At 58.7% G+C, this 23,185-nt stretch carries 21 protein-coding genes and 1 pseudogene; 15 read left to right on the top strand and 7 right to left on the bottom strand.

The window, feature by feature from the left end; genetic code table 11:
* Positions 1-430 precede the first annotated feature (430 nt).
* The gene (locus tag HV744_RS33805; RefSeq protein WP_175153644.1) at positions 431-658 is read right to left on the bottom strand and encodes a hypothetical protein; all 228 of its coding nucleotides are present in this window, start codon (positions 656-658) and stop codon (positions 431-433) included.
* Positions 659-1,322: 664 nt separating this feature from the next.
* Between HV744_RS33805 and HV744_RS37835 the strand changes: the two genes are divergently transcribed.
* Positions 1,323-1,940 (top strand): hypothetical protein, encoded by a 618-nt coding sequence (locus tag HV744_RS37835; RefSeq protein WP_246279330.1) that lies wholly within the window; start codon positions 1,323-1,325, stop codon positions 1,938-1,940.
* Between the two features lie 316 nt (positions 1,941-2,256).
* On the opposite strand, the gene HV744_RS38145 is transcribed toward HV744_RS37835, so the two are convergent.
* Complete coding sequence (locus HV744_RS38145; protein WP_281363691.1) at positions 2,257-2,391, bottom strand: hypothetical protein; 135 nt, start codon at positions 2,389-2,391, stop codon at positions 2,257-2,259.
* Here HV744_RS38145 and HV744_RS37830 point away from each other — a divergent pair.
* Complete coding sequence (locus HV744_RS37830; protein WP_246279329.1) at positions 2,380-2,655, top strand: site-specific integrase; 276 nt, start codon at positions 2,380-2,382, stop codon at positions 2,653-2,655. The two genes, HV744_RS38145 and HV744_RS37830, sit on opposite strands and share 12 nt — an antisense overlap.
* Before the next feature lie 121 nt (positions 2,656-2,776).
* Here the strand turns inward: HV744_RS37830 and HV744_RS33795 are convergent, their stop codons facing one another.
* The 3 genes from HV744_RS33795 to HV744_RS33785 all read right to left on the bottom strand — a co-directional run bounded on the left by HV744_RS33795 (position 2,777) and on the right by HV744_RS33785 (position 6,585).
* Complete coding sequence (locus HV744_RS33795; protein WP_175153643.1) at positions 2,777-3,631, bottom strand: hypothetical protein; 855 nt, start codon at positions 3,629-3,631, stop codon at positions 2,777-2,779.
* Between the two features lie 774 nt (positions 3,632-4,405).
* Positions 4,406-5,374: a ParB/RepB/Spo0J family partition protein gene (locus HV744_RS33790; RefSeq protein WP_175153642.1), complete on the bottom strand. Its 969-nt coding sequence runs from the start codon at positions 5,372-5,374 to the stop codon at positions 4,406-4,408.
* Positions 5,371-6,585 (bottom strand): ParA family protein, encoded by a 1,215-nt coding sequence (locus tag HV744_RS33785; protein ID WP_175153641.1) that lies wholly within the window; start codon positions 6,583-6,585, stop codon positions 5,371-5,373. Before HV744_RS33785 ends, HV744_RS33790 begins: the two co-directional genes overlap by 4 nt.
* Positions 6,586-7,247: 662 nt before the next feature.
* On the opposite strand from HV744_RS33785, the gene HV744_RS33780 reads away from it, so the two are divergent.
* The 9 genes from HV744_RS33780 to HV744_RS33740 all read left to right on the top strand — a co-directional run bounded on the left by HV744_RS33780 (position 7,248) and on the right by HV744_RS33740 (position 17,813).
* On the top strand, positions 7,248-8,672 hold the full coding sequence (locus tag HV744_RS33780; RefSeq protein WP_175153640.1) for a replication initiation protein: 1,425 nt from the start codon (positions 7,248-7,250) through the stop codon (positions 8,670-8,672).
* A gap of 974 nt (positions 8,673-9,646) precedes the next feature.
* Positions 9,647-10,357, top strand: coding sequence for a VirB8 family type IV secretion system protein (locus HV744_RS33775; RefSeq protein WP_175153639.1), 711 nt, complete (start codon positions 9,647-9,649; stop codon positions 10,355-10,357).
* Between the two features lie 5 nt (positions 10,358-10,362).
* Entirely contained in the window at positions 10,363-11,226 is an 864-nt protein-coding gene (locus tag HV744_RS33770; protein WP_175153638.1) for a TrbG/VirB9 family P-type conjugative transfer protein, read from the top strand.
* 2 nt (positions 11,227-11,228) lie between these two features.
* The gene (locus HV744_RS33765; RefSeq protein WP_175153637.1) at positions 11,229-12,485 is read left to right on the top strand and encodes a TraB/TrbI/VirB10 family type IV secretion system protein; all 1,257 of its coding nucleotides are present in this window, start codon (positions 11,229-11,231) and stop codon (positions 12,483-12,485) included.
* Between the two features lie 22 nt (positions 12,486-12,507).
* Positions 12,508-13,287 (top strand): transglycosylase SLT domain-containing protein, encoded by a 780-nt coding sequence (locus HV744_RS33760; protein WP_425497897.1) that lies wholly within the window; start codon positions 12,508-12,510, stop codon positions 13,285-13,287.
* Positions 13,284-14,531: a TrbG/VirB9 family P-type conjugative transfer protein gene (locus tag HV744_RS33755; protein WP_175153635.1), complete on the top strand. Its 1,248-nt coding sequence runs from the start codon at positions 13,284-13,286 to the stop codon at positions 14,529-14,531. Before HV744_RS33760 ends, HV744_RS33755 begins: the two co-directional genes overlap by 4 nt.
* Positions 14,528-15,157 carry a hypothetical protein gene (locus HV744_RS33750; protein ID WP_246279328.1) on the top strand — a complete coding sequence of 210 codons (630 nt, stop codon included), beginning with the start codon at positions 14,528-14,530 and terminating at the stop codon, positions 15,155-15,157. Before HV744_RS33755 ends, HV744_RS33750 begins: the two co-directional genes overlap by 4 nt.
* Positions 15,158-15,233: 76 nt before the next feature.
* Positions 15,234-16,079 (top strand): ATPase, encoded by an 846-nt coding sequence (locus HV744_RS33745; RefSeq protein WP_175153634.1) that lies wholly within the window; start codon positions 15,234-15,236, stop codon positions 16,077-16,079.
* 9 nt (positions 16,080-16,088) lie between these two features.
* Entirely contained in the window at positions 16,089-17,813 is a 1,725-nt protein-coding gene (locus HV744_RS33740; RefSeq protein ID WP_175153633.1) for an ATP-dependent helicase, read from the top strand.
* A gap of 204 nt (positions 17,814-18,017) precedes the next feature.
* Here HV744_RS33740 and HV744_RS33735 read toward each other — a convergent pair whose 3' ends face one another.
* Complete coding sequence (locus HV744_RS33735; RefSeq protein WP_175153632.1) at positions 18,018-18,902, bottom strand: LysR family transcriptional regulator; 885 nt, start codon at positions 18,900-18,902, stop codon at positions 18,018-18,020.
* A 115-nt stretch (positions 18,903-19,017) separates the two neighbouring features.
* On the opposite strand from HV744_RS33735, the gene HV744_RS33730 reads away from it, so the two are divergent.
* The 4 genes and pseudogenes from HV744_RS33730 to HV744_RS33715 all read left to right on the top strand — a co-directional run bounded on the left by HV744_RS33730 (position 19,018) and on the right by HV744_RS33715 (position 22,846).
* Entirely contained in the window at positions 19,018-20,232 is a 1,215-nt protein-coding gene (locus tag HV744_RS33730; protein WP_175153631.1) for a serine hydrolase domain-containing protein, read from the top strand.
* Positions 20,225-21,448, top strand: coding sequence for an MFS transporter (locus tag HV744_RS33725; RefSeq protein WP_246279327.1), 1,224 nt, complete (start codon positions 20,225-20,227; stop codon positions 21,446-21,448). Before HV744_RS33730 ends, HV744_RS33725 begins: the two co-directional genes overlap by 8 nt.
* A gap of 25 nt (positions 21,449-21,473) precedes the next feature.
* Positions 21,474-21,902: pseudogene (locus HV744_RS33720) on the top strand (SDR family NAD(P)-dependent oxidoreductase); the annotation flags it as partial.
* Between the two features lie 509 nt (positions 21,903-22,411).
* Positions 22,412-22,846: a phosphate-starvation-inducible protein PsiE gene (locus tag HV744_RS33715; protein ID WP_175153629.1), complete on the top strand. Its 435-nt coding sequence runs from the start codon at positions 22,412-22,414 to the stop codon at positions 22,844-22,846.
* A 19-nt stretch (positions 22,847-22,865) separates the two neighbouring features.
* On the opposite strand, the gene HV744_RS36900 is transcribed toward HV744_RS33715, so the two are convergent.
* Positions 22,866-23,185 (bottom strand): hypothetical protein (locus tag HV744_RS36900; protein ID WP_217469188.1); only part of this gene is annotated, 320 nt, incomplete at its 5' end.

Here is a 23,185-nt window from a genome sequence, read left to right as displayed (position 1 = left end):
CGCCTCCGGCACCGACTCCACCGGCACACCGGCGGTTGCAAACATCAGCCTGTTCTCTCCTTCGTCGACCTCCAACCAGGTCGCGGCAACCGTGGGCATCCGTCACAAGTTCTGACAAAAGCTGTGGCCGCACACGCCTTGGTAGGTTCCGTCAATCGCAGCGTATCGTCTCGCCAGATTGGAGCGCCATAACCTTTACAAGCAAGTCTATCCACGGCCCGCGCCAGGTCCTGAGTTGTTTCGCGCGAAGTGAGAGCGTGCCAAAGTTGGGGAAGTACATTTCGTCAGGTGTCCCTGGCTTACGGCATGACTGCACTGTCTGTTCTGTCCGTTGGCCGGCGCCCGCCTGCCGACGTTGGCCCGATGCATTTGCCGTAACGCGAGTCGGCAATCCTGAGTGCCAAAATGCGACGGGACGAGAATTCCCCGTTCAAAACCGCGACTCTGACCTGTGCCATGCAGTCTGGCCTGAGAGCCACCATTGAACTTGTTTCGAAATGAGCTCGGCCTGCACCTTCGCCAGCAGCGACCGCCCTTCCGCGAGAGTCAGGCCGAGTTCGGCAAGACTGCAATCAGGGCGCTCAACGACGGCCAGAACTCCGTCGCCCTCCTCGACCGTGTCACTGTCTCCGTCGACCAATCTTGCTTCGATGATCAACCGCGTGGCTAGCTCCCACCGTTGCGAGACTGGTAAGCCTACCTCAAGTGAAACCGGCGCCGCCACCGAACGGTCCCCTTGGGAGCCTCCCCAACTTCTGCACGCTCTCAGGCACCGGGTTCGCGACTCGATTAACAAGTTGTAGTACAGAAAGGACGTGCGCGGGTAACGAATAGCGTGGCAGGATGTCTGGCTGCATGAGCCGGGCCGCCTATGTTTTAAGGATGAAATTTCGTACGTCAGTTGCGACGCGAACCGATCTGTAGCGAAATATACGTTTTACGTGACAAACCATACAGCCCACAGTTGGATGGGTCGTTGGCGCGTTCCAACGTCAAAAATACGCTTATAAAACGCGTCTGACCTGCTACACCCCCAATTATCCCGTGAAACATTCGCCCCGGATTGGCTGAAAGGCCAGATCAGACGGGGCATTTGCCACATTATAAGTTTGCTAGGCGATGTTTCACGGCGCAATGCGTTTTGCACCCGCCTGATGCTTTTTCATAGCATTCGCGATCGCCCTTGCAAAAGGTCCCCCCGACCTTTACGACAGTCACTTCCAATCTCCACGATTTTCAGCTTTTACTTTCGGTCGGCCGGAACGAAAACTCGGAGCAGATATCGGTAAGGACTCCTTATATTATGAGGCGCCGATGACCAAGTGCCTCTACATTTATTTCGTAAGACGCCAGTCGCGCCGGAGCGACCGCCCGGCGCGAAATCGCGGCCCCGGCGTAAGCGGCGCCAGGAGACCCAGACGCGCCGGGTCGGGCTGCAGCGCCTCGCGTTCTTTCGGGGCTACCTCGAAGGGCTGGAGTTGTCCGGGCTGGCCGACCTGGACGGGTCGCGCGGGGCCAACCGCAACGTGATCACGAACAACAGTGGCGCAAAGAACGACATGCAGGCGATTGAGTTCTGGCTGACTGACTATGAGAACCGGGATGCGCGCGAGAAGTACCGCGCGGAAGCCGGACAGCTGCTGCTGTGGGCGAATTTTGCGAAAGGCAAACCCCAGCCGAGCCTTGACGTCAACGACGCGCGCGAACACGTCAACCGCTTTCTCGTTGATCCGCAACCTGCAGTGGACTGGGTGAACAGAAACCCGGCGCCACGTCACGATCTGGCCTGGCGTCCGTTTCGCCGCCCCACTTTCGGTCAAGAGCCGGCAGGACGCGCTCGCGGCCCTGAAAATGTTTTTTGGGGATCTCGTCGATGCGCAGTACATCGACCACAACGCTTTCGCGAAGATCAAGGTGTTCCGAGGGAGCGAAACCGATGACGCCGGCAATGAGCGGCGAGTTGCTGCAAAGCCGCGCGTCCTAGTGGAACGCAGCCTGACGAAAGAGGCGTGAACATTTGCAATGCGGGTGCTCAATGGCATGCCTGACTCGGCCACGGCGGCCCGCACGCGCTTCGTGCTCGCCTTCGCATACAGCACCGGACCGCGCCGTTCGGAACTCTGCGGTGGCTTCACCGACGAGCGTGCGCTATGCCGGCACGGAGGTTGGCTCTATTCACCTTCTGCGTGTTGTAGGCAACGGAGATAGGGAACGCTTTATGCCCCTCGTGCCGGCGGTGGTAAGGGCGCTCAGCGACTACCTGAGGCGCGCGGCTTCCCGCGCGATCGACTCGCCTGCCCGGTCGGCACGCCGCTCGTTCCAGCCCTGCCCGAAGAGCGCGACATCGGGCGCGTGCGCCGCGAAGCTGCCGAATGCGGCATGGACGTTCATGCAGCGGTGGCTGCCCTCGCCCGCCAGGCCCGGCCAATTCATCACGAACTGTTGTACGGGGCCGTGAAGCGTTTTTTCACTGCGGTGACGGCAGCGGCGATGAGTGAGAACAGCCCCCACGCGCTCGCCAACGGCATGAACCTCGAAAGTGCGTGGAATTTTGCGGGCCACGACTCCCTCGATACCACGTCCATTTATGCAACAGCGGAACTCGGGCGTCAGTACCGGGAAGCAGAAACGTTCCTGTGGCAGGCAGAAGTTTGAACAAGGCCGAGGCGTTGCTAGAACGCGATTTCCGCCTGAAGACAGGATATCTCAGCGTGCATACGGCTGTTCGGTGCGCGTGCTCTTAGTCAAATCCAGTATGTCGATTTTTTCGATGGCCTCACCGCGCGTTAGGCTTTACGTCCCGGAGCCACATCGCGATCATCGACAGCCGCGTTTCGTTGGCTGGATCGTCTGCGTCGCAATGAAATTCCAATACGAGTCTTCCTGCGGCGCGCTTCACTTTTACATCGACGCCCTTGCCTTTAAGTCCTGCAAAGCGGTTCATCAACTGCTGTCGCGACAGGCGCGGAATAGACGCGCGCGCCTCGATGGCTACCTCTCGGACCGCCCTGCTTCCACGCAGCTTCGTTAGCTGAACAAGCTGCCAGCCAATCGCTGAGGTTAGACTTTGGCCTGGGAACAGTGCTTGCACCTCTTCCGGCAAGGCCGCGACCATCGCGGCTTCCGCTATCCGTGATTGCGTGACGCCCATGACCTCTGCGGCTTCGCGTGTCGATGACCACAATCCTGAACGCAGCCCGTCGCGATACCTTTCATTGAGTACGATCGGCCGCTCGTTCGTATATGCCCGATATGAAGAGCCGGCGCCTTCGTTGCCGCACAGAAGCGAGAGTATTTGCGTTCTCGACTTTCCGGCTGGATCAATCGTCCCGGCCCGAATTGTCAGCCGATCAAGACCCTGCTCGTTTTTCGCGCGGATCAGCTCTCGCGCTGTGCGATTGACGATGCCTGCTTGCCTGAAAAGATTGAGAATTTCGTCCGGAAACTCCGAAACTTTGACCGCCTGTTGAATCCGATTAGCGCTCGCGCGCATGTTGAAGGACAACAGTTGCTTCGATGCCTCTCGCAGCGAGTTCCAGCGCTTGCCGTACCCCGTCCGATAAAGTGCGGCGAGATGTAGCGGGTTGTCGACGACGCTCTGTCCCGCGTCCGGAGTTAGATTGAGGTTCATGGCTGTGCATGCAAACGATACGGTCGAAGTATCTCTCGACGGATTTGCCAGCGTCCGCCGAAAAGATTACTAAAAATTAGCTCTATGCCGGGATTTCGAAAGGGATACTTATTTCAACTTGCTGGCCGCCTCTGTCAAGTGACAGACACGGTCGACTCGATGGCCCGGTGTAACAGGATGGGCACGTCTACCTGCAACCGTCCAAGTCAGTTGTAAGGAGTGTGAGCGAAAGCCGCATAGATTTCGCGAGCTTTTGCTTCCTCATTCTCTCTCCAGTCGCAATAGAGTTCGTATGCCGCCCGAGGCATTGGGCCAGATTTTCGCCCAACAAAGGGCCAAAGAGTTTCGCCACACGTGGCGCAGCGGTCTCTTGGAAACTTATTGGACCAAAATGTGGCCACGTGAAAGGGCAAGCGGGCATCGGGATCATAGAGGGACCAAATTTGGCCCGACGATCAGCGCAGAGGCGACGTCTGGTCCAGTCGCTATGCTGTGCTCCAAAAAGTGTCCGGATCCGGACACTTTTTTGGGGACGGCCGTGTGGTCCGTGTCTGATGTGGGACGCCGCCCCAACGGAACCCGATAAGAGGTGTTTCTTTACCTCTTAAAGCGTCCGGATCCGGACACTTTTTGAAGTCCGGCACGAAATGATGAAAAACTGTAACGATGCCCCGTCAACTACGTCCTCCATCGTGCTTAAGGACGAATTTTCGGCAAGTCTTCCGGGCGTACCACGCCCACAAAAAACCCGCGATTCGCGGGTTCTTTTTGTTTCTACTCCGGCCGAATGGAGAACATCTTTCCAATGTGCTCCCTAATCTCAGCCTCCTGTTCGTCCGTCATCATTCCGGCTTTGAATTTCAAAGTCAGCCCTTTGCTGTCCTTCGTGATGCTTCCGGCTTGCGCCTTGCCCGCAAAAATTTTCAGAATGCTTCGCCCGCCAGCGTCACGCACGGAGGTCCCCCGACTAACCTGCGACCCTATGGTCGACGCCACCTTGCTTTCTCCCAAGTCGCCAGACGAAACCAGTGGCCATATATCAACAAGTGCCTTGAGGCCGGGTTCGCCTGTTTTCTTCAGGGCCAAGACGATATCTTGTGCCGCGGAGCCCCCAAGCAGCGAAGGATTCAAGTCGAGGTCGCGTTTGACAAAGTCCGGCAGGTCCTCAAACGCGAGAAATCTATAGAGGTCGCTCCGTGTGACACCCATCACCTCCGCAAGCCGTGTTCGCTTCGGAAACTCTGATTCGGCACGCCTAATGGCGATCGCGATTTCATAATCAGACAAATCGTCTCGGGTCACGTTTTCCATGAGAGCGAGCGCCGCCATGTCTTGATCCGAGCACTCAATCACGACCGTCTTAACGGTCCCGCGGTTCAGCAGCTTGTGCGCGCGCCAGCGCCGTTCCCCAGCTACCAGTTGGTACGCGTCACCGACTCGGCGAACCGTCACGGCCTGCAACAGTCCAACTTCCCCGATCGACCGCGCCAGTTCGGCGAGTTTCGTTTCGTTGAACTGTCGACGAGGCTGCCAAGGATTCGGAGAGATGTCGTCAACCGCAACCTCTGTAACGGTGCCTTGCTTCTCTAGTTCCTCGATGCGAAGCTGAGCAACTGCCAACGCACTCGTGATACCGGGCATCGTCTGCGGGCCTCGGGAGGACTTTTTGCCTTCACCCTTGAAGTCGGCGGGCGTTGCCAAGTTCGCGGTTTTTGCCAACAGTTGCTCGCGGATATTGGTCATGCTGCTGACTCCTTCCAGGTTTTAACAAACATATCGTCCAGCCACTTTGCGTACTGCATCATGGGCTGTTTTACGCGCTGCAACGACTTCGCGCTGGAATGGGTGCTGACGATGTCCAGCGCAGTCGAGAATGAAAGCGCACCGCCACTCATTACTGAACTGGCCGGAATCTCAAACGGGTCGAGCCAACGACCATAAGCGCTTTGTGCCCACTGTCGAACCACGGGTGCCGACGACGTCTTTCCGTAATCCACCTTGGACAGCAGCACTGAAATAAAGTCATAGGCCTTGTCTTCCTCGTATGGGAGAAAGTCTTCGGCTACGTCTGAAAATAGGCGCCAGAATGCCAGCGAACTGATGAAGTCCAGATTCTCCGGAATCATCGGCATGACTAAAGCGTCTGCAGCGAGAAGCGCATTCAGGTTCATGTAAGACAACGAAGGAGACGTGTCTATCAGAATGTAGTCGTATTGAGACCGCAGCGGCTCCAAGCCTTCGCGCAAAACCGACCAGAACCTGTAGCCCTGCATTGTCTTCTGTCGTGCCGGCAACAGGAACTCAGCGCCATACAGAAAAGTGTGCCCCGGAATGATGTCAAGACCATCCCAATAAGTCGACTGCACCTGCGCGCCAAGTCCCCCTTCCACGTTCTGGTCGAAGATGTAAGGGAGGACTGTATCTTCACCGGTAATTTCCTTCTCGGCGTAGAGACCGCAAAGCTCTGAAGCAGATGCCTGCGGGTCTAGATCGATCAACAACGTTTTTCGGCCAAAGAGTGTAAGCGCCTGCGCTAGACACACCGTTGTCGTCGTTTTGGCCGACCCTCCCTTAAGCTGGGCGGTGGCCATTACCTTGCCCCGGAAGTTGCCGTCGGCTTCCCCGAGACGAGTCTGGTAGATGTCAGATGCCAACTTAATCCAGACGCGGGACTCCGCAAGAGTGAACGTACGACTGCGGCCGGTACCGTTCAACGTCCCGGTCGGGAGCCCTGAATCGGGTTTCGTTGCGAGATATTGAATCTGCTGCCGTGTCAGATTACACATCTCGGCGAGTTCACTAATGGTATAGATTGGGGCTTCCTTGCGTGGCCGCGGCGCGAGTATCTGCTCGCGGAGGTTGTCGGAGAAAGGAGCGAGGTTATCCGCGAAATCGGCTACCTCGCGCAAAGTGACCTTTCGATCCTCCATCGGTAGGGTGCCTACGTGTACCATTCTGCGCTTCTCCGTGTTTTGACGTTGAAGCGCAGAATACACTAAAGTGTGTAAACAATCCTGTTCGGCGGCGGTTTTTTTGATGTTTCTCCGAAAATCGGCCGCTAACATGCCTTTTTGTCCCCGCCTTTGCTACGTTGACGCCATTAAATCCTTTCGATAGCAGCATTCGCTCCAAGAGGACCGGCTGGTCACTCGCGTCGCAAACCGCCAAATCAGCACAAAAAGCAACCCATTGGCGGTTTTTGTGTTTAGCTGAGCGACGCCAATTTATTTAGCGTAATCAATCACTTATGTTTCCCTGAGGTCAGGGAATCTATCGGTGACGTCGATTATTGCCAGCCTGGGTTTGTAAGTTTATTTAAAAAATATAAACCGACCCACAAACTAACACGCAGGAGAAAACCCTTGAGAATCAACGTTCGGGCCTGTGGATAGGGACGGTTTTTGTGCTCCATGGGGCGGTTTTTGGGATGCTGCAGACGGAAATTGGGATTACACGGGTGGAGATTGTGTAAAGCGGGGTGGAATTTGGGCGGCGACGGGACGGTTTTTGTGCGAGGCGAGCTTGGGTAAGATGCTCGAGACCTCGTTGTAGGGGTGGTTTTTGTGTTGACACACATCGCGTCCCTGCTAGAGTGCCCGGCATGGAACTGAACTGAATGGAAACCCAGAACCTTCCCGTTACCCCGCTTCAGCTAGCCTTGGACATCTACGAAGATATGTCCGGGCAAGGCACGTCCATAAGCGATGCAACGAGAGACATCGGTTTTCTGCGCAATAATATTTTCACCCGCGTAGGCGGGCTCGGTATCGCCGCGCGCCGCGTGTTGGATGCTGCCTATTTCCTCGTTGCCGCGAAGGCACCTGACGAACTGATAGACGATAAGGTCTACACCTTCACCGCCGAAATCAACTACTTCAAGTGGTTGATGCGCTACGACAGTCGAAACCACAGCCACCTCATCGCCCAGATGAGAGCCGCAGCGAAGGCACGTGTCGAAATCATGACGGCGCCGTCAATCGAAGAGTTAACAGACAAAGACGCTTGGGGAACCATTAGTCTGCTGGGCGACTGCTACATCGATCGCAATCTCGTTTGTATTTTGCTGTCTGGGCGTGTGATTAAGTACCTTATTAGCCCTTACAAGGCGCACTGGCTCAGCTTGCGGGCGTCGACGGCATTTTCCCTTTCCCTTTCTAGAGCGATTTACGACCGGTTGATCCCATGCGAGGGTCCGGGTGTGACTGAATGGTTCGCGTACGAAGACGTCCTTGAATGGCCAGGGAAGGTCGGCGAATCCAGAAGGGAAGTGAAGGAATTTAAGAAGCGATTCCTTGAACCAGCCATCGCCCAGCTAAACGAAGTCTCGGATTTCGACGTTAGCTGGGAAGCTAACGGTGACCGGCTCCCTCCCGAAAAGCTGAAGATACGTTTTCGGTTTACGAAGAAGCAGGGAGCCGACGCGGCGCGCGCAGGAATCGATGATTCAATGTACCTCATCCTTCACGACGAGTTTGCTTTCGGTACAGAGGAATTCAAACGTATCGCACAGAACCGCGCCGAGTGGACTGACGAGCGGCTCATACAGGCCGTTGAATACACTCGACATCGATTAAATGAAGGAAAGATTACTTCTAGCCCCAAGGGTTACCTGTGGAAGGCCCTCATTGGGAACTATCGAATCGGTGACGCCGACAGGAAAATGGCGTCGGTAAAGGCCAGTTTGCTCAAGGAAAGTAAGAACGAGATACGCTCGCGAAGCACCGCTCAAGAGAAGCTGAATGCCAGCTTTGAAGCCCAGAACGAAGCTGCCCGGGCAAAAATCGCGAACGAAGCTAGGATCGGCCGCGAGCTCTTCGAAGCTGCCGATGCCGCGACTCAACGAGAACTGTTTAGCTCATTTGTGCGAGGCCTGATGCCACAGCGCTTGATCGAAAAGCAGGGCCTAAAACGGGACAAGCTGAATCCGCAGAATATCCTCAATGAAGATCGGGTTGTCGCGGACTCGTTTTGTACACATGTCTTCGCGAAACGAAAGAGGATGTCTGGTGGCGAGTCGAATCAGTCCGCCCTTTTGACTTAGGGACCCGGTCGACAGATTGACCCGTTTTTAGCACTCGCGCACAGTTATCCCGCGAATTCTCCGGCAAAAGACGAGAACCCGAGATTAGGACGTGGACGTGCATCAGCAATATTCGTGGCGGCGCCCGATCCATTAGGTCAGGCGGCTTTCTCTTCCTACATCTCATTTTTCCGTCCACGGCGCATGTCAGCCATGCGTCTCGATGTCCGTAGCGCATGAAATCCGCGGTCGAGCCGGTTCATCATTTTAGAAATCTCAGGCTCTGTAGGCGTCAATCGAGGCAGAACGCGGAGTCCGCCTCCGCGCTCCCAACAAGTATTCCATTGCGCTTGAGAGCTTGGCCGGCGGCGATATGAACCCGCGGCAGTCCATGTCCAATACCGGGCTTTCATCTGACCGCACGCACGTGCAAGAGGCTACTTTCACGCACACGCGTCAGCTATCAGGACGTCGATAACGCGTGGAGAGTGGGTTATTCCGAAGCAACCGACCTCGGTTCCGCGCGATGAGCAATCCTCTTCAACCATTTCGTCGCGTGCTGAGATCCCAGGTCGAGCGCGAGAGGTGCGAGGCGGCTTACGCGCGGTCCTGACGCATAAGTGTTTCGGTTAACGCAACCAAGCGTAACGTGTTATAGCGTCATTCTTGCTTGGCTACCCATACGTCATTGATTATTAAAGTATTGTTAAACCGACCGAATGTTACCAACATTGGATCACCGATGCATTGGTAACAGTTCGAGCATCCCTCAGGTTTTTTTCTAGCATTCGCTCCGGTCTTGTCGGCAGTCGAAAGATGAAGAAAATCGCGGTCTTTGTCCGCAACTGGCTGTAACACGTTATAGCCTCAGACCGGTCCCGTACCGATCGCGGCACACCAAGAGTTTGGCCAAAAGGCGCTTAAATCTCGGTGCCTTTCGCCACAAATGCCCACCTGAAAATTGTTCCAATGGTAGCCATTCATCAAGGGTTGCCATGCGTCTTTTCAGGAACAAGCGTCAGGCCGCGCTATCGACGGCCCCCGGCATGTATGCCGAGGAAGATCCGAGCAAAGTGATCTTCGAAACAGTTACGCGGCTGAAGGTTGAAACCAATCGCTGGATGCTGATGGCCTTCGGCCTGGCCGCAATTGCGGGCGGTGCTGTCTGGACCCGACAGCCGCCGCCGTCGGTTACCCGTGTCGTCGGCGTTTCTGCAGACGTCAACGGCCATCCCGTGGTGACAGAACTCGTCGCGTACAAGCCAGATGCCCAGGCGATCCGCGCAAGTATGAAGGATATGACCGTTCGCTGGTTCACGATCGAGCCCGTCCTGACCGACAGCCTTCAAACCTCCCGCATGTCGGCCAACATCAATTCGGTGAAGGCCCAGATGATCGGGGCAGCGACGGAGCAGTTCGGGATCTGGGTGCGGAACGACGCGCCTTTTCAGGCCATCACTGCCAATCCAAAGCTGATCCGTGAAGTGAACGTCAGAAACATTGCGCTCCTTGAGGATCAGACCGTTCTCGTTGAATTCACGACGACGACGTCACAGGCGGGTGCGACTGGGAAGCCAGACGTGAAGTCTTATGCGCTGACGTTGCGCTATCAGATCGTTGCACCGACCCAGGACGCGGCGCTGACCGCCAATCCCTTCGGCATCTATGTCCCGTTCTACCGCCTTGAGCGGACCGGTGGAGCTTGACCCCAATGATCACGAAACGCCAACGGCCGACTCTCGGCACTCTCGTCCTGCTCGCGGCTGCCATACTCGCGACAACGGCGGCGCACGCCAAACGACCTTCCGACGCCGGTGTATTTAACGCTACGATGATCGCCGGCGATCCAATGAGCCCCGTGAATCCGTTCAATGGTGGGGCGGACCCGCTTACGATGCCGGGCGATGCCCGAATCGGCGTGTTCCCGTACAGTCGCGACCAGATTTTTCGCGTTCTCACCGCGCCGTTGAAACTCACCACGATTGAACTGGAGCCGGGCGAGAAGCTGATTGCAGACCCCGCCATGGGCGACAGCATCCAGTGGGAAATCGACGATGACAAGATGAATCACGTGTTCATCAAGCCGCATAAGGCGGATCTGGTGAACACTCTGCACCTGACGACCAACCGGCGCGAATACGACTTCACGCTGATCTCTTCGCCTGCTGGAGGCTTCTTCTATCAGACGGTCCGCTTCCAGTATCAGCACGCGCCCGTCGCTCGCGCGAATGTCCGCGACGAGGCCGCGGGTGCCGGCGAGCGCGGCGGCGATTCCGGCCGTATCAGCGTTGCGCCCGACAAGCTTAACTGGGACTACTCTGTCGACGGGAGCGCCGAATTCAGACCCGAGGTGGTGTTCGATGACGGTCATTCCGTCTGGATGCGTATGCCTGCCAAGGCTCAGACCTGGCCGGTCCCGATGTACATGGATGGTGGCGACCGCGTGGTTGGCAACTTCATCCGGCGTGGCGATTTTCTGGTTTTCCAGCGGCTCGCAGACGAAATTGTTCTCGTGTCCGGCAAGGATGAAGTGACCGTGACGCGCGGTCGCCATCGCGTATTCGGAGTGTTCTGATCGTGACAACGAAAAACGATCAGGCTGCGCCGAACGCAGAGCAGCAGGCTCTCGTCAAGGGCAAGACGCCGCGCAACGCGATCATGAGCATCGGGCTGCTCGCCGGTCTCGTGATCGGTGGACTGGGCTTCTACTATGAACTCAAGGCTAGCAACCAGGCGCAGGAAGAAGCACGCCTGAAAAAGGCTATCGCCCTGAAAAGCAGTACCGAAGTGCCGGCGACGAAGACATCGGACATTGACCAGGTCATACGGCAGCAGCAGGAAGCCGCGGCGTCTGAGGCGGCTGCGCGTGCTGCGTCGGATGCGGCCGCAGCGCGACACACTATCGTCAACCCGATGCTGACAGGCAACGACTTCCAGAGCGAACTCACAAGAGATGGGACTGCCCCGCGCGAACTTGCCGACAAAAATAACAAGGACGCGATCTACACATCGTCAGTCTTCAAGCAGGCAGGCGCGTCCAGGAACGCGAACCAGCAGACATCGACGCTTCCGGCTGGTGTCCCCTCGCTGGACGATTTCCGCGCTCAACGTGCCGCGGCAGCAGCGGCAGCGGCACCGAACACCGCCGATGCGATGGCGCTCGCGAAACAAGGCCAGGCGCCTGAGGACTGCGATCGCGCCTTCCTGAAGGAAACGGCGGGGCAGGACGGCATCGAACAGACCACCTTCAATGGCCGGTCGCGTGGCTGCACGCTGACGCCTCCGCACAACATTCACGTGAAGACCGTTGAAGGACTGAACTCGGACAAACCGGGTCGCGTGGCGCTGATGGTCGACGAAGACGTCTATGACAGCCTGCAAGGCGACTGCCTGATGATTCCGAAAGGCTCATTCATCAACGGCGCATACAGCGCGGACATCAAGGTCGGTCAGGAACGGCTGCTCGTTGCCTCGACCAGTCTCCGCCTGCCGAACGGCAAGAGTGTTCCGATGAACGGCATGCAGGGCGCAGACGAGAACGGCTATGCGGGCTTTTCCGGTGATGTGAACAACCATTTCCTGAAAATCTTCGGCGCGGGATTCATCACTGCAATCCTGCTGAATGCGTTTGACAACGGCGCGACCACCGGGACAACCACCAACGCAAATGGCGTGACGACCTTTGGAAGCACGGCAGGCCAGGTTGCTGCAACGACCGCGCAGGCAGTCCTACAGCGTAACCAGAATATCCCGCCGACGATAACGGTGCCCCCCGGCCAGAAGTTCCTCGTTCAGGTGACGCAGGACATCGTGATGGAGCCGTACCATGATTAGGTGTGCTGCCGCGGCCTTGTTGATGCTCGCCGCCGCGAGTTCGCCGACAAGTGCGGCCGTAATCGACACCGCGATCAGCCCAACACTGTTCGTCGTTAAGGACGGTGGCCAACGTTCGATTGTCGAGCTGGCCGGCACACCCGTTTACGCATGTGGGCTGAAGCCGTTTCTCGCATGGGCGCAACGACTGCAAGGCCAGACCATCGAGCCGGGCAAGGGCGGCTTCGCATCCGTCACCGTCGACGGAGAACCCGACACTCTCCAACGGCTGCTCGTACGCACAGGCTGGCTGAAACCCGCTGTTCTGACTGATGACGCGCAGGCGGCGCTGACCGAGCGGCGAGGCGGCTGGGCTTGCGCGTCGGCACAAGCGCCATTCGAAGAAATGCATACGAGCGTTGACGCGAAGATCCTCGCAGGCATCGCGCTCAACGAGTCCTCTTACAACGGCCGTGCGTGGCCGTGGACGCTGAATGTAGCGGGGCGTGGCTTCTTTTTTCGCTCGCGTGAGGATGCGTACAAGGCGGTTCGCTTCCTCATCTCGGACGGTCGCTGCGATTTCGACGTGGGCCTCATGCAAATCCACTGGTGCTATCACTCAAAGCGTTTTGCGTCGCCTTGGGATGCGCTTGCGCCAGCGACGAATATTCATGTGGCTGAAGACATTCTCAACGAAAACTATCGAAAAACGAATTCAGCCGTAAAGGCCGTTGCGTACTACCACAGCGCGAATCCGCAACCGGGCCGCGAATATCTCGCGCGATTCATCCAGCATCTTTCTCAAATCGACCGCGGTCTATGAAGCACACGCTAACCATTATCGCGCTGGCAGTGATTTCGCTGCCCGCGTCGGCCGCGAGCACCGATCCGCTCGACTTCGATTACCAGATCAACGGCAATGTAGGCGAGCGGCCTGCCCTCGTTTTCAACGACGGCACCGACACGTATTTTCAACCGCGCGCCGGCCAAGCTCTGAAGGTCGACGGAGGACACGCAGAAGGCCCTTACATCGTTGTGCCAGGTACTCCCGAAGTGATCGGCTATTCGATCGGCGGTGGGAGCGCAACGGCGCGCTGGAAAAAGGCGAACAGCTTCACTTCAGAACGTGGCAACGCGAGCGGGGACATGCCGGTCGGCTTTGCAGGGTTCTCGAACCGGCTGGCACTCATCGGTGCGCGTCCACGTCTGGAGAGCACGCGTTCGATGAACGCAACCTTACCGCTCTCACAACTTGTGAAGGCGCTAGTACCCCAAGGCTGGACAGGCTCCGCTCAAAAGGACGTCGATCTGACGTCCGCGCAGAGTTTCGCTACGCGTGATGGCGAAAACTGGATGCAATCCATCGATCGCCTGCTCGGTTCGGTCGATCTGTACGCCGATGTCGACTTCAACACGCGCCACGTTTCGTTGCGTCGCGCAGCTGCAAAGTCCGCTGGGGTCAACTACGTTGCGAGCGCCGCGCCGGCGAACGCTTCGGCTGGGGCTCCGCCTGTTGGTGGCGCTTCGACTAGTGTCGAAGGCGTTGCGGCGGGGGACGGCGCCCCGGCCCGCGACTCGGCGCTCGCGTCGAGATTTGGCGCGCTGGCAATTCGCGACGGTGACGACACGCATATGCAGATCCGCTTTTCACAAAGGCCTGCAAAAGAGATTGTCTTTAAGGACATGGACGGCCACTCTCTCAAGCCAAAATGGGACGACTCAAACAATGTCGTAACGATCAATCGGGTGGACCGGTTTGTCGTTTCGAACGGCTCGGACAGCGTCGAGGTCGCACGCGTTGCAGGGGAGATCTATTCCTTCGACAGCAAAAACAGTGCGGGACTTGAAGCTGTGTTCGACAAGGATGGATCGACTTACTTCAAGTTTGCGGACACCGTTGGAAATGTGAAGGTCTCGGACGTCGGGCATCTCGGATCGGGCGAGCAGAAGGGACGTTATTACAAGTTCAACGGTACGGCCGACCAGTTCATCGTGAACGCCGACGGCAACATCGTGAATGTCAATCGCAAGCACGACGTCCGGTTCTTTGATCGGCCCAAGTCATGAATCTCAGCGTCGTCCCCGCGCTCTGTCTAGGTGCGCTGGTTTGCAGTGACCCCGCGTGGGCTGATTGCCTCGATGACGCAGCGCAGTTCGGCGCATCGCAACCTGCGTCCGCTGCGCGCGGATCGTTCATTTACCCAGACGGGACCACCCCCGCTCTGGCGTGGTGTCCCGTCGCTTTCACAAAGGGATGCACCATGTACACAGCACTCGTTCAACGTTTCAAGGATGCACAGACGAAGGCCGCTGCCGCATATCTGGAAGTGTGTGCGGCAGAAGCCGCGCTGTTTCCGAACGACGAGCCGCATTACTACCGCGCGGCACAGACCCGAGCTGATTACCGTACCGAGCGCGAGCTATCCGACTTCTGCGATCGCCTGTCTCACGTACTGGTACAGGAAGCGATTCGTCGCTTTTCGCCATCGGGCGGGAGACTGGAGATCGATGGCAGGAAGGAACTCGAGAACGCTTCGGTCGATATGCACGAAGCGTTGAGGGCGGGGAAGTGTCCCGACTTCGACGCGTTCTGGGCACATCTTGAGCGCACGTTCAGCGGTGACGCTGGCAAACGGATCGGTTTTGTTCAGGCAGCAAAACTGGTGATCGACGGGTTGCCCCCGCAACAATGAACATTGTTGGGACACGTCTCGCGTGCCCGATTTACCAACGACGCAACCGGACACAGGTCCGACTCAGGAGAGGCACATGAGCATTGTCACAGAAACCGAACTCGAGAAAGCGGCGACCGCCGCTGCGGCCGCGACCCCGGTGGCCGCAGCGCCCGAGGCATTTACTAGCCACGATGCAGCAGGCGAGGGTGAACTCGAGCACGAGTTGACGCAGATGGAAGCGGACGCTGACCGTCTGCAAAAGGAAGGCGTGATCTCCACGGCCGACGCAAACATGAAGCGCGCGGAAGTGGCCAGGACCCGCAAGATGTTCCGCGATCTGCCGGCGAGCGAGCGTATCGCGATCATCAAGCGCCGTCGCGAAATTGGCCGGCAGTTGATGGAGCGTCAGCTTTCCGGCGCGGCAGTGGTGCCTGCGCAAGTCCGGCTGAATCACACCCGCCTGAAGCCGCTGTTCGAACAATGGTGGCCATACCTGAACCGCATGAGCGTCAACATGCAGCGCTTCGGAGAGTCCACCTTCGGCGCCGACGACAAGGACGCGGTCAACAACTTCTTCGAGAAGCAGCTTACCGCCATCGAGCAGTACGTCGATGAGGTGACGCGCGTAACTGAAGGCTACCGTCAGCAGAAGGAAGCGGAGCTTCGTCAGAACGGCGATTTTGTGTTCGAGCCGACGATTCCGATGCCGGCGCTGGAACTCCAGGTCGAGGTGTACTCGCGGTTTTCGATGCGTGTTCTCACGGCAATCACGAGGTTCGATCGCGTAATGGATCATTTCGACTTCATGGTCTGGAACGGCATTCGCGATCAGTCGGACGTGGACGACGAAACGGTGCGCTTCCTGAAGAAGGTCAATCCGTTGGGCGTTCGTGGCTACATGACGCACTTGCGCCTGATGACGACGGTTCGCGGCCTGTAAGGAGGCGGCATGCTGGACGAGTTGAACCCCCAGCAGCGGGAAGTCGCCCAGTTGCGCCAGAACTGCGTGGCGATCGCCTGCCCCGGCGCGGGCAAGACCAAAACGATCGCCACCAAAGCCGCGCTACTGCTACAGGAGGACGCGGCGGTCGTCGGCGCAGTGACGTTTTCGAAAGATGCCGCCATCGAACTGCGTGAACGGATCCTCGGGGCGGCGGGCAAGGCGGTAAAGAAACGCCTGATCGCGGGGACATTCCATTCGCTTGCATTCAAGCAGCTTCAGCGGCCCGGCGCCCGCGCGCTCGACATTGCGAGCGATGGCGACCGGCTCGGACTGCTAATCCGGGTCATGCAGGATCTTGGGCTCGAAGGGAAGGCCGAAGACGTCATTCCAACGATCGAAAAGATCAAGACTAACTTCGGCCGTTGCGACGCAGAAAGCGCCGACGGCCAGCTTTATCACGCGTATCAGGACGCGCTCGCGCGCAACGGCAAGATCGACTTTCAGGATATGCTGCGGCTCGCCGTTGAAGGCATGCAGAACGGCACGATCCTGCCGTATCCGTTCAAATACCTGCTCGTCGACGAGTTTCAGGACACCGATCCGCTGCAGTACCGCTGGATCGAGCTTCACGCGAAAGCGGGGTCGATCGTGACCGTGGTGGGCGACGATGACCAGAGCATCTATGCGTTTCGCGAGGCGCTAGGCTATCGCGGCATGGAATCCTTCATCAAGGAATTTGACGCGAAGCCGGTTGTGCTCGGCAGCAACTACCGGTGCCGCTCGGAGATTCTGGCGGCCGCCGACCGCGTTATCCGGAACAATGTCGACCGCATCGCCAAGGTGCTTCGTGCCGAGAAAGGAGCGGGCGGGCGCGTGCTCGCCTCGCGGCACGCCGACGAATATGTTGAAGCGACAGCGGCGATCGAAGCGCTCGCGCCTATGCTGGAAAATGGCAAAACCTGCGCGATCCTCGCACGCACCAATCGGATCCTCGATCCGCTCGAGACCGTGTGCCGTTCGCACGGCGTCAAGTATTACCGCGCTTCCGGCGCGTCGGTGCTGAGCCGGCCAGAGGGTGCGCTGATGTGCAACCTGCTCGAAATTGTCGAGCGGATCAAGGAGACCGGACTGGATGCCGTGCTCGCGCATCTCGGCCTGCGTGCTGAGCAGTTGCGGGCATTGCACGCGAACATGGGTGTTGAGCTGACGCAGAAAGCACGCGCAGAGCTTGTCGAGCTGGGCTTGCCCGAAGACGTGGCGACCAACTACCGCGAGTTCATGAAGCGGCTTACTGAATGGCGTGGCCTGTGTGACCGGAAGTTCTATTCGTTGGTCCTCTCAGGCGTAAGCGAATGGATGCTGAAGTACACGAAAAAGGAAAGCGGCATCCGGACGATTCAGGCGACCTCCGACGTGCTGTCACGCCTCACGGGCACGTTTGCCGAGCGGCTGCTGTTCCTCCGCCAGGACAACAACCAGCCGACGCCAGGCGCGCTCATCCTGACCACCATGCACAGTTCGAAGGGCTTGGAATGGGATCATGTCTGGATTGCGCGCTCGGAGGAAACCGTCGTTCCCGATCAGAAATCCACAGAGCCCGAAGAGCGGCGGCTTTTCTACGTTGCCATGACACGCGCACGCGAGTCGCTGACAATCTCAGGTACCGCAAAAAACTTCGCCTCGCGATTCGTCACGGAGGCACAGATTGAGCCGGCCACAGACGCAGCGTAGCCCGTTTTAGCGCCAATGGGACACCACCTGTCGTTTGTGGAGACAGGAGTCCAGATTGCCCAATCCACGGTAGCCGGCTGCAGTCGGTTTGGGAACGGCCGTCATCGACCCGATAGGGACCTTCGCGTTTCTCCGAAGCTGCCATTCGCGATGACCCAGATGGCAATAGCGGTTCATGTCGCCATGACGAGCGAAATCGCTGCGCTACATATGCAAATGCTCATGCAAAAAGTCGATAAAGACGCGCAGCTTCGGTGGCAAGTTTCCTCCTGAAGGCCAGATCACATTGAGTGCAATGACGCGTTCAACGTGGTTGTCGAGAATAGCGCAAAGGGAGCCGTCCGCAAGCGCCTGCGTCACCGAAAACGCAGGCAGACAGGCGATACCCAGCCCACGCAACGCGAAGCACAATCGCGTCTCGATGTTGTCACAAACCATCGAGATCGGCAGCGGGATTTCGGGGTCGCCGTCCGCGCGACGCAGCGGCCACGCTTCGAGCTTTCCCGTATTCGGAAAACGATAGTGCAGGCAGACGTGGTTCAGCAGTTCGGCGGGGACGGTGGGCGTGCCGTGTTGCGCGAGATAAGCGGGCGACGCGACCAGCAACAGGCGGAATGTGCCGAGGCAGCGAGCGGACAGACGCGAGTCCGATAGCGGACCGGTGCGCACGACCGCGTCGAATCCTTCGTCGACCACGTCGACCATCCGGTCAGTGAAGTTGAGGTCGAGTTGCACGTCGGGATACTCGCGCATGAAGTCGGCGAGGACCGGCAACACGAGCGAGCTGACGAGCGGCAAGCTTACGCGCAATCGGCCGCGTGGCGCTTCGGCCCGTTGCGACAGCTCCAGTTCGGCGGCCTCGATTTCACCGAGTATGCGGCGACTGCGTTCGAGCAGCAGCGCGCCTTCGGAGGTCAGCGTGACGCTACGCGTGCTGCGATGAAACAGGCGCACGCCGAGCCGTTGCTCAAGCCTCGCGACACGCTTGCCGACCGCCGATGCCGACACCCCGAGCAGCCGTCCCGCTTCGACGAAGCTGCGGGTCTCAGCGACCTGCACGAAGACTATAAAGCCGTTCAGACTTTCCAAAGAGCCGCTCCTCCATTGCGGACATACGTGTCCGGTCAAAGCGGAACTCTAGCCTGTTTTTCTTTAGTAGGTGCGCTCGTACCATCCACGGACTCACACTTCTAAAGGATTGGGGATGTCAGTGAGATCTTTCTCAGCGGACTTGAACAGAGACACGCGCACATTGGCGCAGCGCGTCGATGCAGTCATCGATGCCGCACTCGACGAAAAGCGACTGGTCGGCGTGGTAGTCCTGATCGCGGACCAGGGAGAATCTCTCTACCGGCGTGCAGCCGGTCTCGCAGATCGGGAGTACGCGCAGCCGATGCGCGAGGACACAGTGTTCCGGCTGGCGTCGATAAGCAAACCGATTGTGTCCACCGCAGCGATGGTGCTGGTCGCGCAATCGCGGCTCGGACTCGACGACGATGTGACGCGCTGGCTCCCCGATTTCCGCCCGCGTCTCCAGGATGGCCGCGTTCCGCGGATCACCGTGCGTCAGTTGCTGTCGCATACGGCCGGCCTCGGCTACCGATTTCTCGAGGCGGACGAATCGGGACCGTATGCGCAAGCCGGTGTGTCAGACGGGATGGATTCGTCCGGGCTATCGCTCGAAGACAATGTGCGCCGGATTGCAAGCCTGCCGCTGTGTTACGAGCCCGGCACCGCGTGGGCCTACTCGCTGTCGATCGACGTGCTCGGGTTGTTGATCGAACGCGTGACCGGTGCGACCCTTCAGGACGCGGTTCAGGCGCTCGTCACGACACCGCTCGCAATGGCCGACACCGCGTTCTTCGCAACGGACCCACAGCGGCTCTGTGCGGCGTATGTGAACGACGAGCCCGAGCCACGCCGGATGCGCGCCGCGGAAATTGTCGCGCCGTTCGACGGCACGTCGGGGATTCGTTTTGCGCCGTCGCGCGCGCTCGATCGCGATGCGTTTGCGTCGGGGGGGGCGGGAATGGTCGGCACTGCAGGCGACTTCCTTCGCTTGCTCGACACGTTGCGCAGTGGCGGCGGAGCATTGCTGCCGTCCGCGCTGGTCGATGAAATGGTCAGTATCCAGACCGACGATGCAGGTCCGCCGGATGCGCCCGGATATGGCTTCGGACTTGGTTTCTCGGTGTTGCGCGATCCGTTGGTGGCCAACTCGCCGGAGTCGGTCGGGACATGGCGTTGGGGTGGCGCGTATGGCCACTCGTGGTTCGTCGATCGCGCGCGCGCACTGAGCGTCGTAGCGTTCACGAATACACTGTACGAAGGGATGTCTGGCGGGTTCGTTGCCATGTTGCGCGACGCCGTGTACGGCGCGGCGCGCGTCTCGAATGACGGAGACTGCGACCATGAGTGACGTCGATCTCGCCGCGCGCGAAGTCGCGTCCGATGCCGTGGGGTCCGGACGTTCGCAGCGTCTGCCGGTTGCGGGCCTGCTCGTGCTCGCGACGTGCGGTTTCATAACTATCCTGACCGAGGCGCTTCCAGCAGGATTGCTGACGCAAATGAGCGCCGATCTCGGCGTCTCCGAAGCACTGATCGGGCAGTTCGTGACGACGTATGCGATCGGCTCATTGCTGGCCGCGATCCCACTGGCCATCGTCACGCGTCAGTGGCGGCGTCGTTCGTTACTAATGCTGTCGATCGTAGGATTCTTCGTGGTCAATACGATCACTGCGGTCTCGACGCGCTATCCGGTGATACTTGTGGCGCGATTTATTGCGGGTGTGTCGGCAGGCGTGATCTGGTCCTTGCTTGCCGGTTACGCCGCGCGGATGGCGCCGCCGCGTCTTCGAGGACGCGCAATCGCGGTTGTGATGGTCGGGACGCCCCTCGCATTGTCGATCGGAATTCCGGTGGGCACGTGGCTGGGTGCGTCCGTGGGCTGGCGGATGACGTTCGGCGCCCTTAGCGCGCTGGCTTTGGCGTTGACGGTCTGCGTGCGGGGGATCGTGCCGGATTTCGCGGGGCAGTCGTCAAGCGAGTCCGGCGGCGTGATGGCGACGCTGCGTCGGCCCGGTCTTAGGACGGTGCTCGTCGCAACCTTCCTCTACGTGCTCGCGCATAACGTGCTCTACACGTATATCGCGCCGTTCGTGGCGTTGTCGGGCAGCGCGAATCGTGTCGATGCGGTGTTGCTGGTATTCGGTCTGACGGCACTGTTGGGGATCGTTGTGGTCGGCTTGACGATCGATAAGTGGCTCAGGCAGTTGATGATCGCGAGTATGCTTTTGTTCGCTTCTGGGGCGGTCTTGATGGGCGTTGCCGCTCATCAGGGCGCCACGGTTTTTGCTGGTGTTGCCATGTGGGGGCTAGCATTTGGCGGTGTGGCAACCGTGTTTCAGACCGCATCGGCGGAAGCGGCCGGTGACCTGGCCGACATTGCGCAATCGTTGATCGTCACGGTTTGGAATCTGGCAATCGCGGGCGGCGGTGTACTTGGCGCGATGACGATCACCTTGGTCGGTCCCGGCGCGTTGCCGTGGAGTGCGGCTGGATTGCTCGTGATTACGCTTTCGGTCGTGTTAGGGACTTGGCGGCGGGCTCCGCGGCGTAGTAGCAGGGGTGCGTGAATACACTCGGCATTGTGCCGACTGACGGGTAAAATCCGATGGTGTTGTCATTAACGTTGCATCAACGGCGGCATTTCAGCCCGATCCTTACATGGCCGTCTACGGCGCAACCAAGGCGTTTCTCCTTTCATTTTCCGAAGCCATCTGGGCTGAGAACCGTCATCGTGGAATCAGGGTTGTCGCGCTCTGTCCAGGTGCGACACAAACTGCTTTCTTCGATGTCGTTGGTGCGAAAGAGGCTGCGGTCGGGACGCCGATGTCCGTTGCAAGTGTCGTCCAGGATGCGTTTTGGGCAGTGGATCGAAACAGAAGCCATCGGGTAGTCGGGGTGAAGAACCGGTTGCTCGCCAATCTGCAAAGGCTATTAAGCCGTCAAGGGGCAGCTCGGCTCGTCGAGAAAATCCTTAGGCCGAGGCAAGCCCTGGATTTCGCGGCAGGGCATGCAAAGGGCTAGGGTGTATCCACAAGGAAACACGCTATGTTGTACTTCCCGGCAGCTATCCGGGATTGTCGACGATTCAGCCGTAGCGTCGAATGTCTCAAACTGGCCGACTTCTGCCCAACGCGGTCGGGCCGTAGTCGACCCCGAGCCGCCGCTTCCTTCGTGACCGGCGTATGGCCGCATTGAGAAGATGAGGCAGCGTTCGTAATGTCGCGGTGCCAATCCGGTGGCGACGCTGTGACGCATCGATGCGACATTGCCAATATGCTAGCGTCTGGCGTGCCGTTCCTCAAAAATGAACGGGGAGGCAGTTATCAATGGGCGGTGCCCGTGTTATCCGGGTGAAGCTCGCGATTCGTGCCGCGTTCATCGCCACTGGCCGCAAATCCTCTTCTCAACGGCACGGCCTGCCCGGTCTCGCTGCTTCCGCTGCGGGCGTGGCATGCAATTAATGCAGCCATACTTGCGTCGATGTGCAGCTATGTCGAAATATCATTTCAACCTTTCAGGGAGCAGTGTGGATGAAGTATGAAGGCGCTCTGCACCGGAGCATCAAAAGGCGGCTCGAACAAGTGATAGAGATGGCCGAACTGGTGGGCTTGCTGGCCATCGGCATCGGGACCGCGCTGGCGATGGGGCACCTGATCTGGAAGATGACGGACTCCGGCGGCGTTACGCTGACTGATTTGCTCCTCATGTTTCTATACCTCGAAGTGTTTGCCATGGTCGGGCAATACCTGAAGGCGGGGCAGTTGCCGGTGCGCTTTCCGCTCTATATAGCCATGGTCTCTATCGCCCGCGATGTCATCCTGCGCGCTGGCGCGAATACCGAGCTGCATCTTGTCGCCTCGGCTGGCGCCATCTTGCTGATAGCGCTAGGTGTGCTGCTGATTCGTTATGGACAGTCCAGGTATCCAAGCAATGCCGACGAACGGCCTGACGAGCGTGCGCGCTAAGCGGGCAATGGCCATGCGGTTAGTCGCTGGGTAACTCCGCGTCATTATCACCGAGGTGCGGGTCCACGCCCGCCGGTGCGTCGCGGTCATACTGCTCGCACGGGCGCAGTACGTTCAATGTGTGGTCTCGATGAAGCCAGTCCGTCTTTGATGTCACTGGCTTTTTCATTTTGACGCGTGGTTTTGAAGAAACCTCGACTTCGGGATGTGCACGCCATCGGCTGAAATCGTTTAGGGTTGGTCGATGCCTGCCAACGCCCGCAGGAATGTGAGTGCGCCACCGAGCTTCGCTGGCAGGCGTCGAACGAGCCTCGATGGAGGAAACCGCGGAGTACTCCG

It is taken from the genome of Paraburkholderia ultramafica (assembly GCF_902859915.1).
Classification (GTDB): Bacteria; Pseudomonadota; Gammaproteobacteria; order Burkholderiales; family Burkholderiaceae; genus Paraburkholderia; species Paraburkholderia ultramafica.
This window is presented reverse-complemented; position numbering and strand designations above follow the sequence as displayed.

Coding starts and splice junctions, on each gene's coding strand:
- HV744_RS37830 (WP_246279329.1), top strand. CDS start 2,380: ATGGACGTTCATGCAGCGGTGGCTGCCCTCGCCCGCCAGGCCCGGCCA.
- HV744_RS38145 (WP_281363691.1), bottom strand. CDS start 2,391: ATGAACGTCCATGCCGCATTCGGCAGCTTCGCGGCGCACGCGCCCGAT.
- HV744_RS33795 (WP_175153643.1), bottom strand. CDS start 3,631: ATGAACCTCAATCTAACTCCGGACGCGGGACAGAGCGTCGTCGACAAC.
- HV744_RS33790 (WP_175153642.1), bottom strand. CDS start 5,374: ATGACCAATATCCGCGAGCAACTGTTGGCAAAAACCGCGAACTTGGCA.
- HV744_RS33785 (WP_175153641.1), bottom strand. CDS start 6,585: ATGGTACACGTAGGCACCCTACCGATGGAGGATCGAAAGGTCACTTTG.
- HV744_RS33780 (WP_175153640.1), top strand. CDS start 7,248: ATGGAAACCCAGAACCTTCCCGTTACCCCGCTTCAGCTAGCCTTGGAC.
- HV744_RS33775 (WP_175153639.1), top strand. CDS start 9,647: ATGCGTCTTTTCAGGAACAAGCGTCAGGCCGCGCTATCGACGGCCCCC.
- HV744_RS33770 (WP_175153638.1), top strand. CDS start 10,363: ATGATCACGAAACGCCAACGGCCGACTCTCGGCACTCTCGTCCTGCTC.
- HV744_RS33760 (WP_425497897.1), top strand. CDS start 12,508: ATGCTCGCCGCCGCGAGTTCGCCGACAAGTGCGGCCGTAATCGACACC.
- HV744_RS33755 (WP_175153635.1), top strand. CDS start 13,284: ATGAAGCACACGCTAACCATTATCGCGCTGGCAGTGATTTCGCTGCCC.
- HV744_RS33750 (WP_246279328.1), top strand. CDS start 14,528: ATGAATCTCAGCGTCGTCCCCGCGCTCTGTCTAGGTGCGCTGGTTTGC.
- HV744_RS33745 (WP_175153634.1), top strand. CDS start 15,234: ATGAGCATTGTCACAGAAACCGAACTCGAGAAAGCGGCGACCGCCGCT.
- HV744_RS33740 (WP_175153633.1), top strand. CDS start 16,089: ATGCTGGACGAGTTGAACCCCCAGCAGCGGGAAGTCGCCCAGTTGCGC.
- HV744_RS33730 (WP_175153631.1), top strand. CDS start 19,018: ATGTCAGTGAGATCTTTCTCAGCGGACTTGAACAGAGACACGCGCACA.
- HV744_RS33725 (WP_246279327.1), top strand. CDS start 20,225: ATGAGTGACGTCGATCTCGCCGCGCGCGAAGTCGCGTCCGATGCCGTG.
- HV744_RS33715 (WP_175153629.1), top strand. CDS start 22,412: ATGAAGTATGAAGGCGCTCTGCACCGGAGCATCAAAAGGCGGCTCGAA.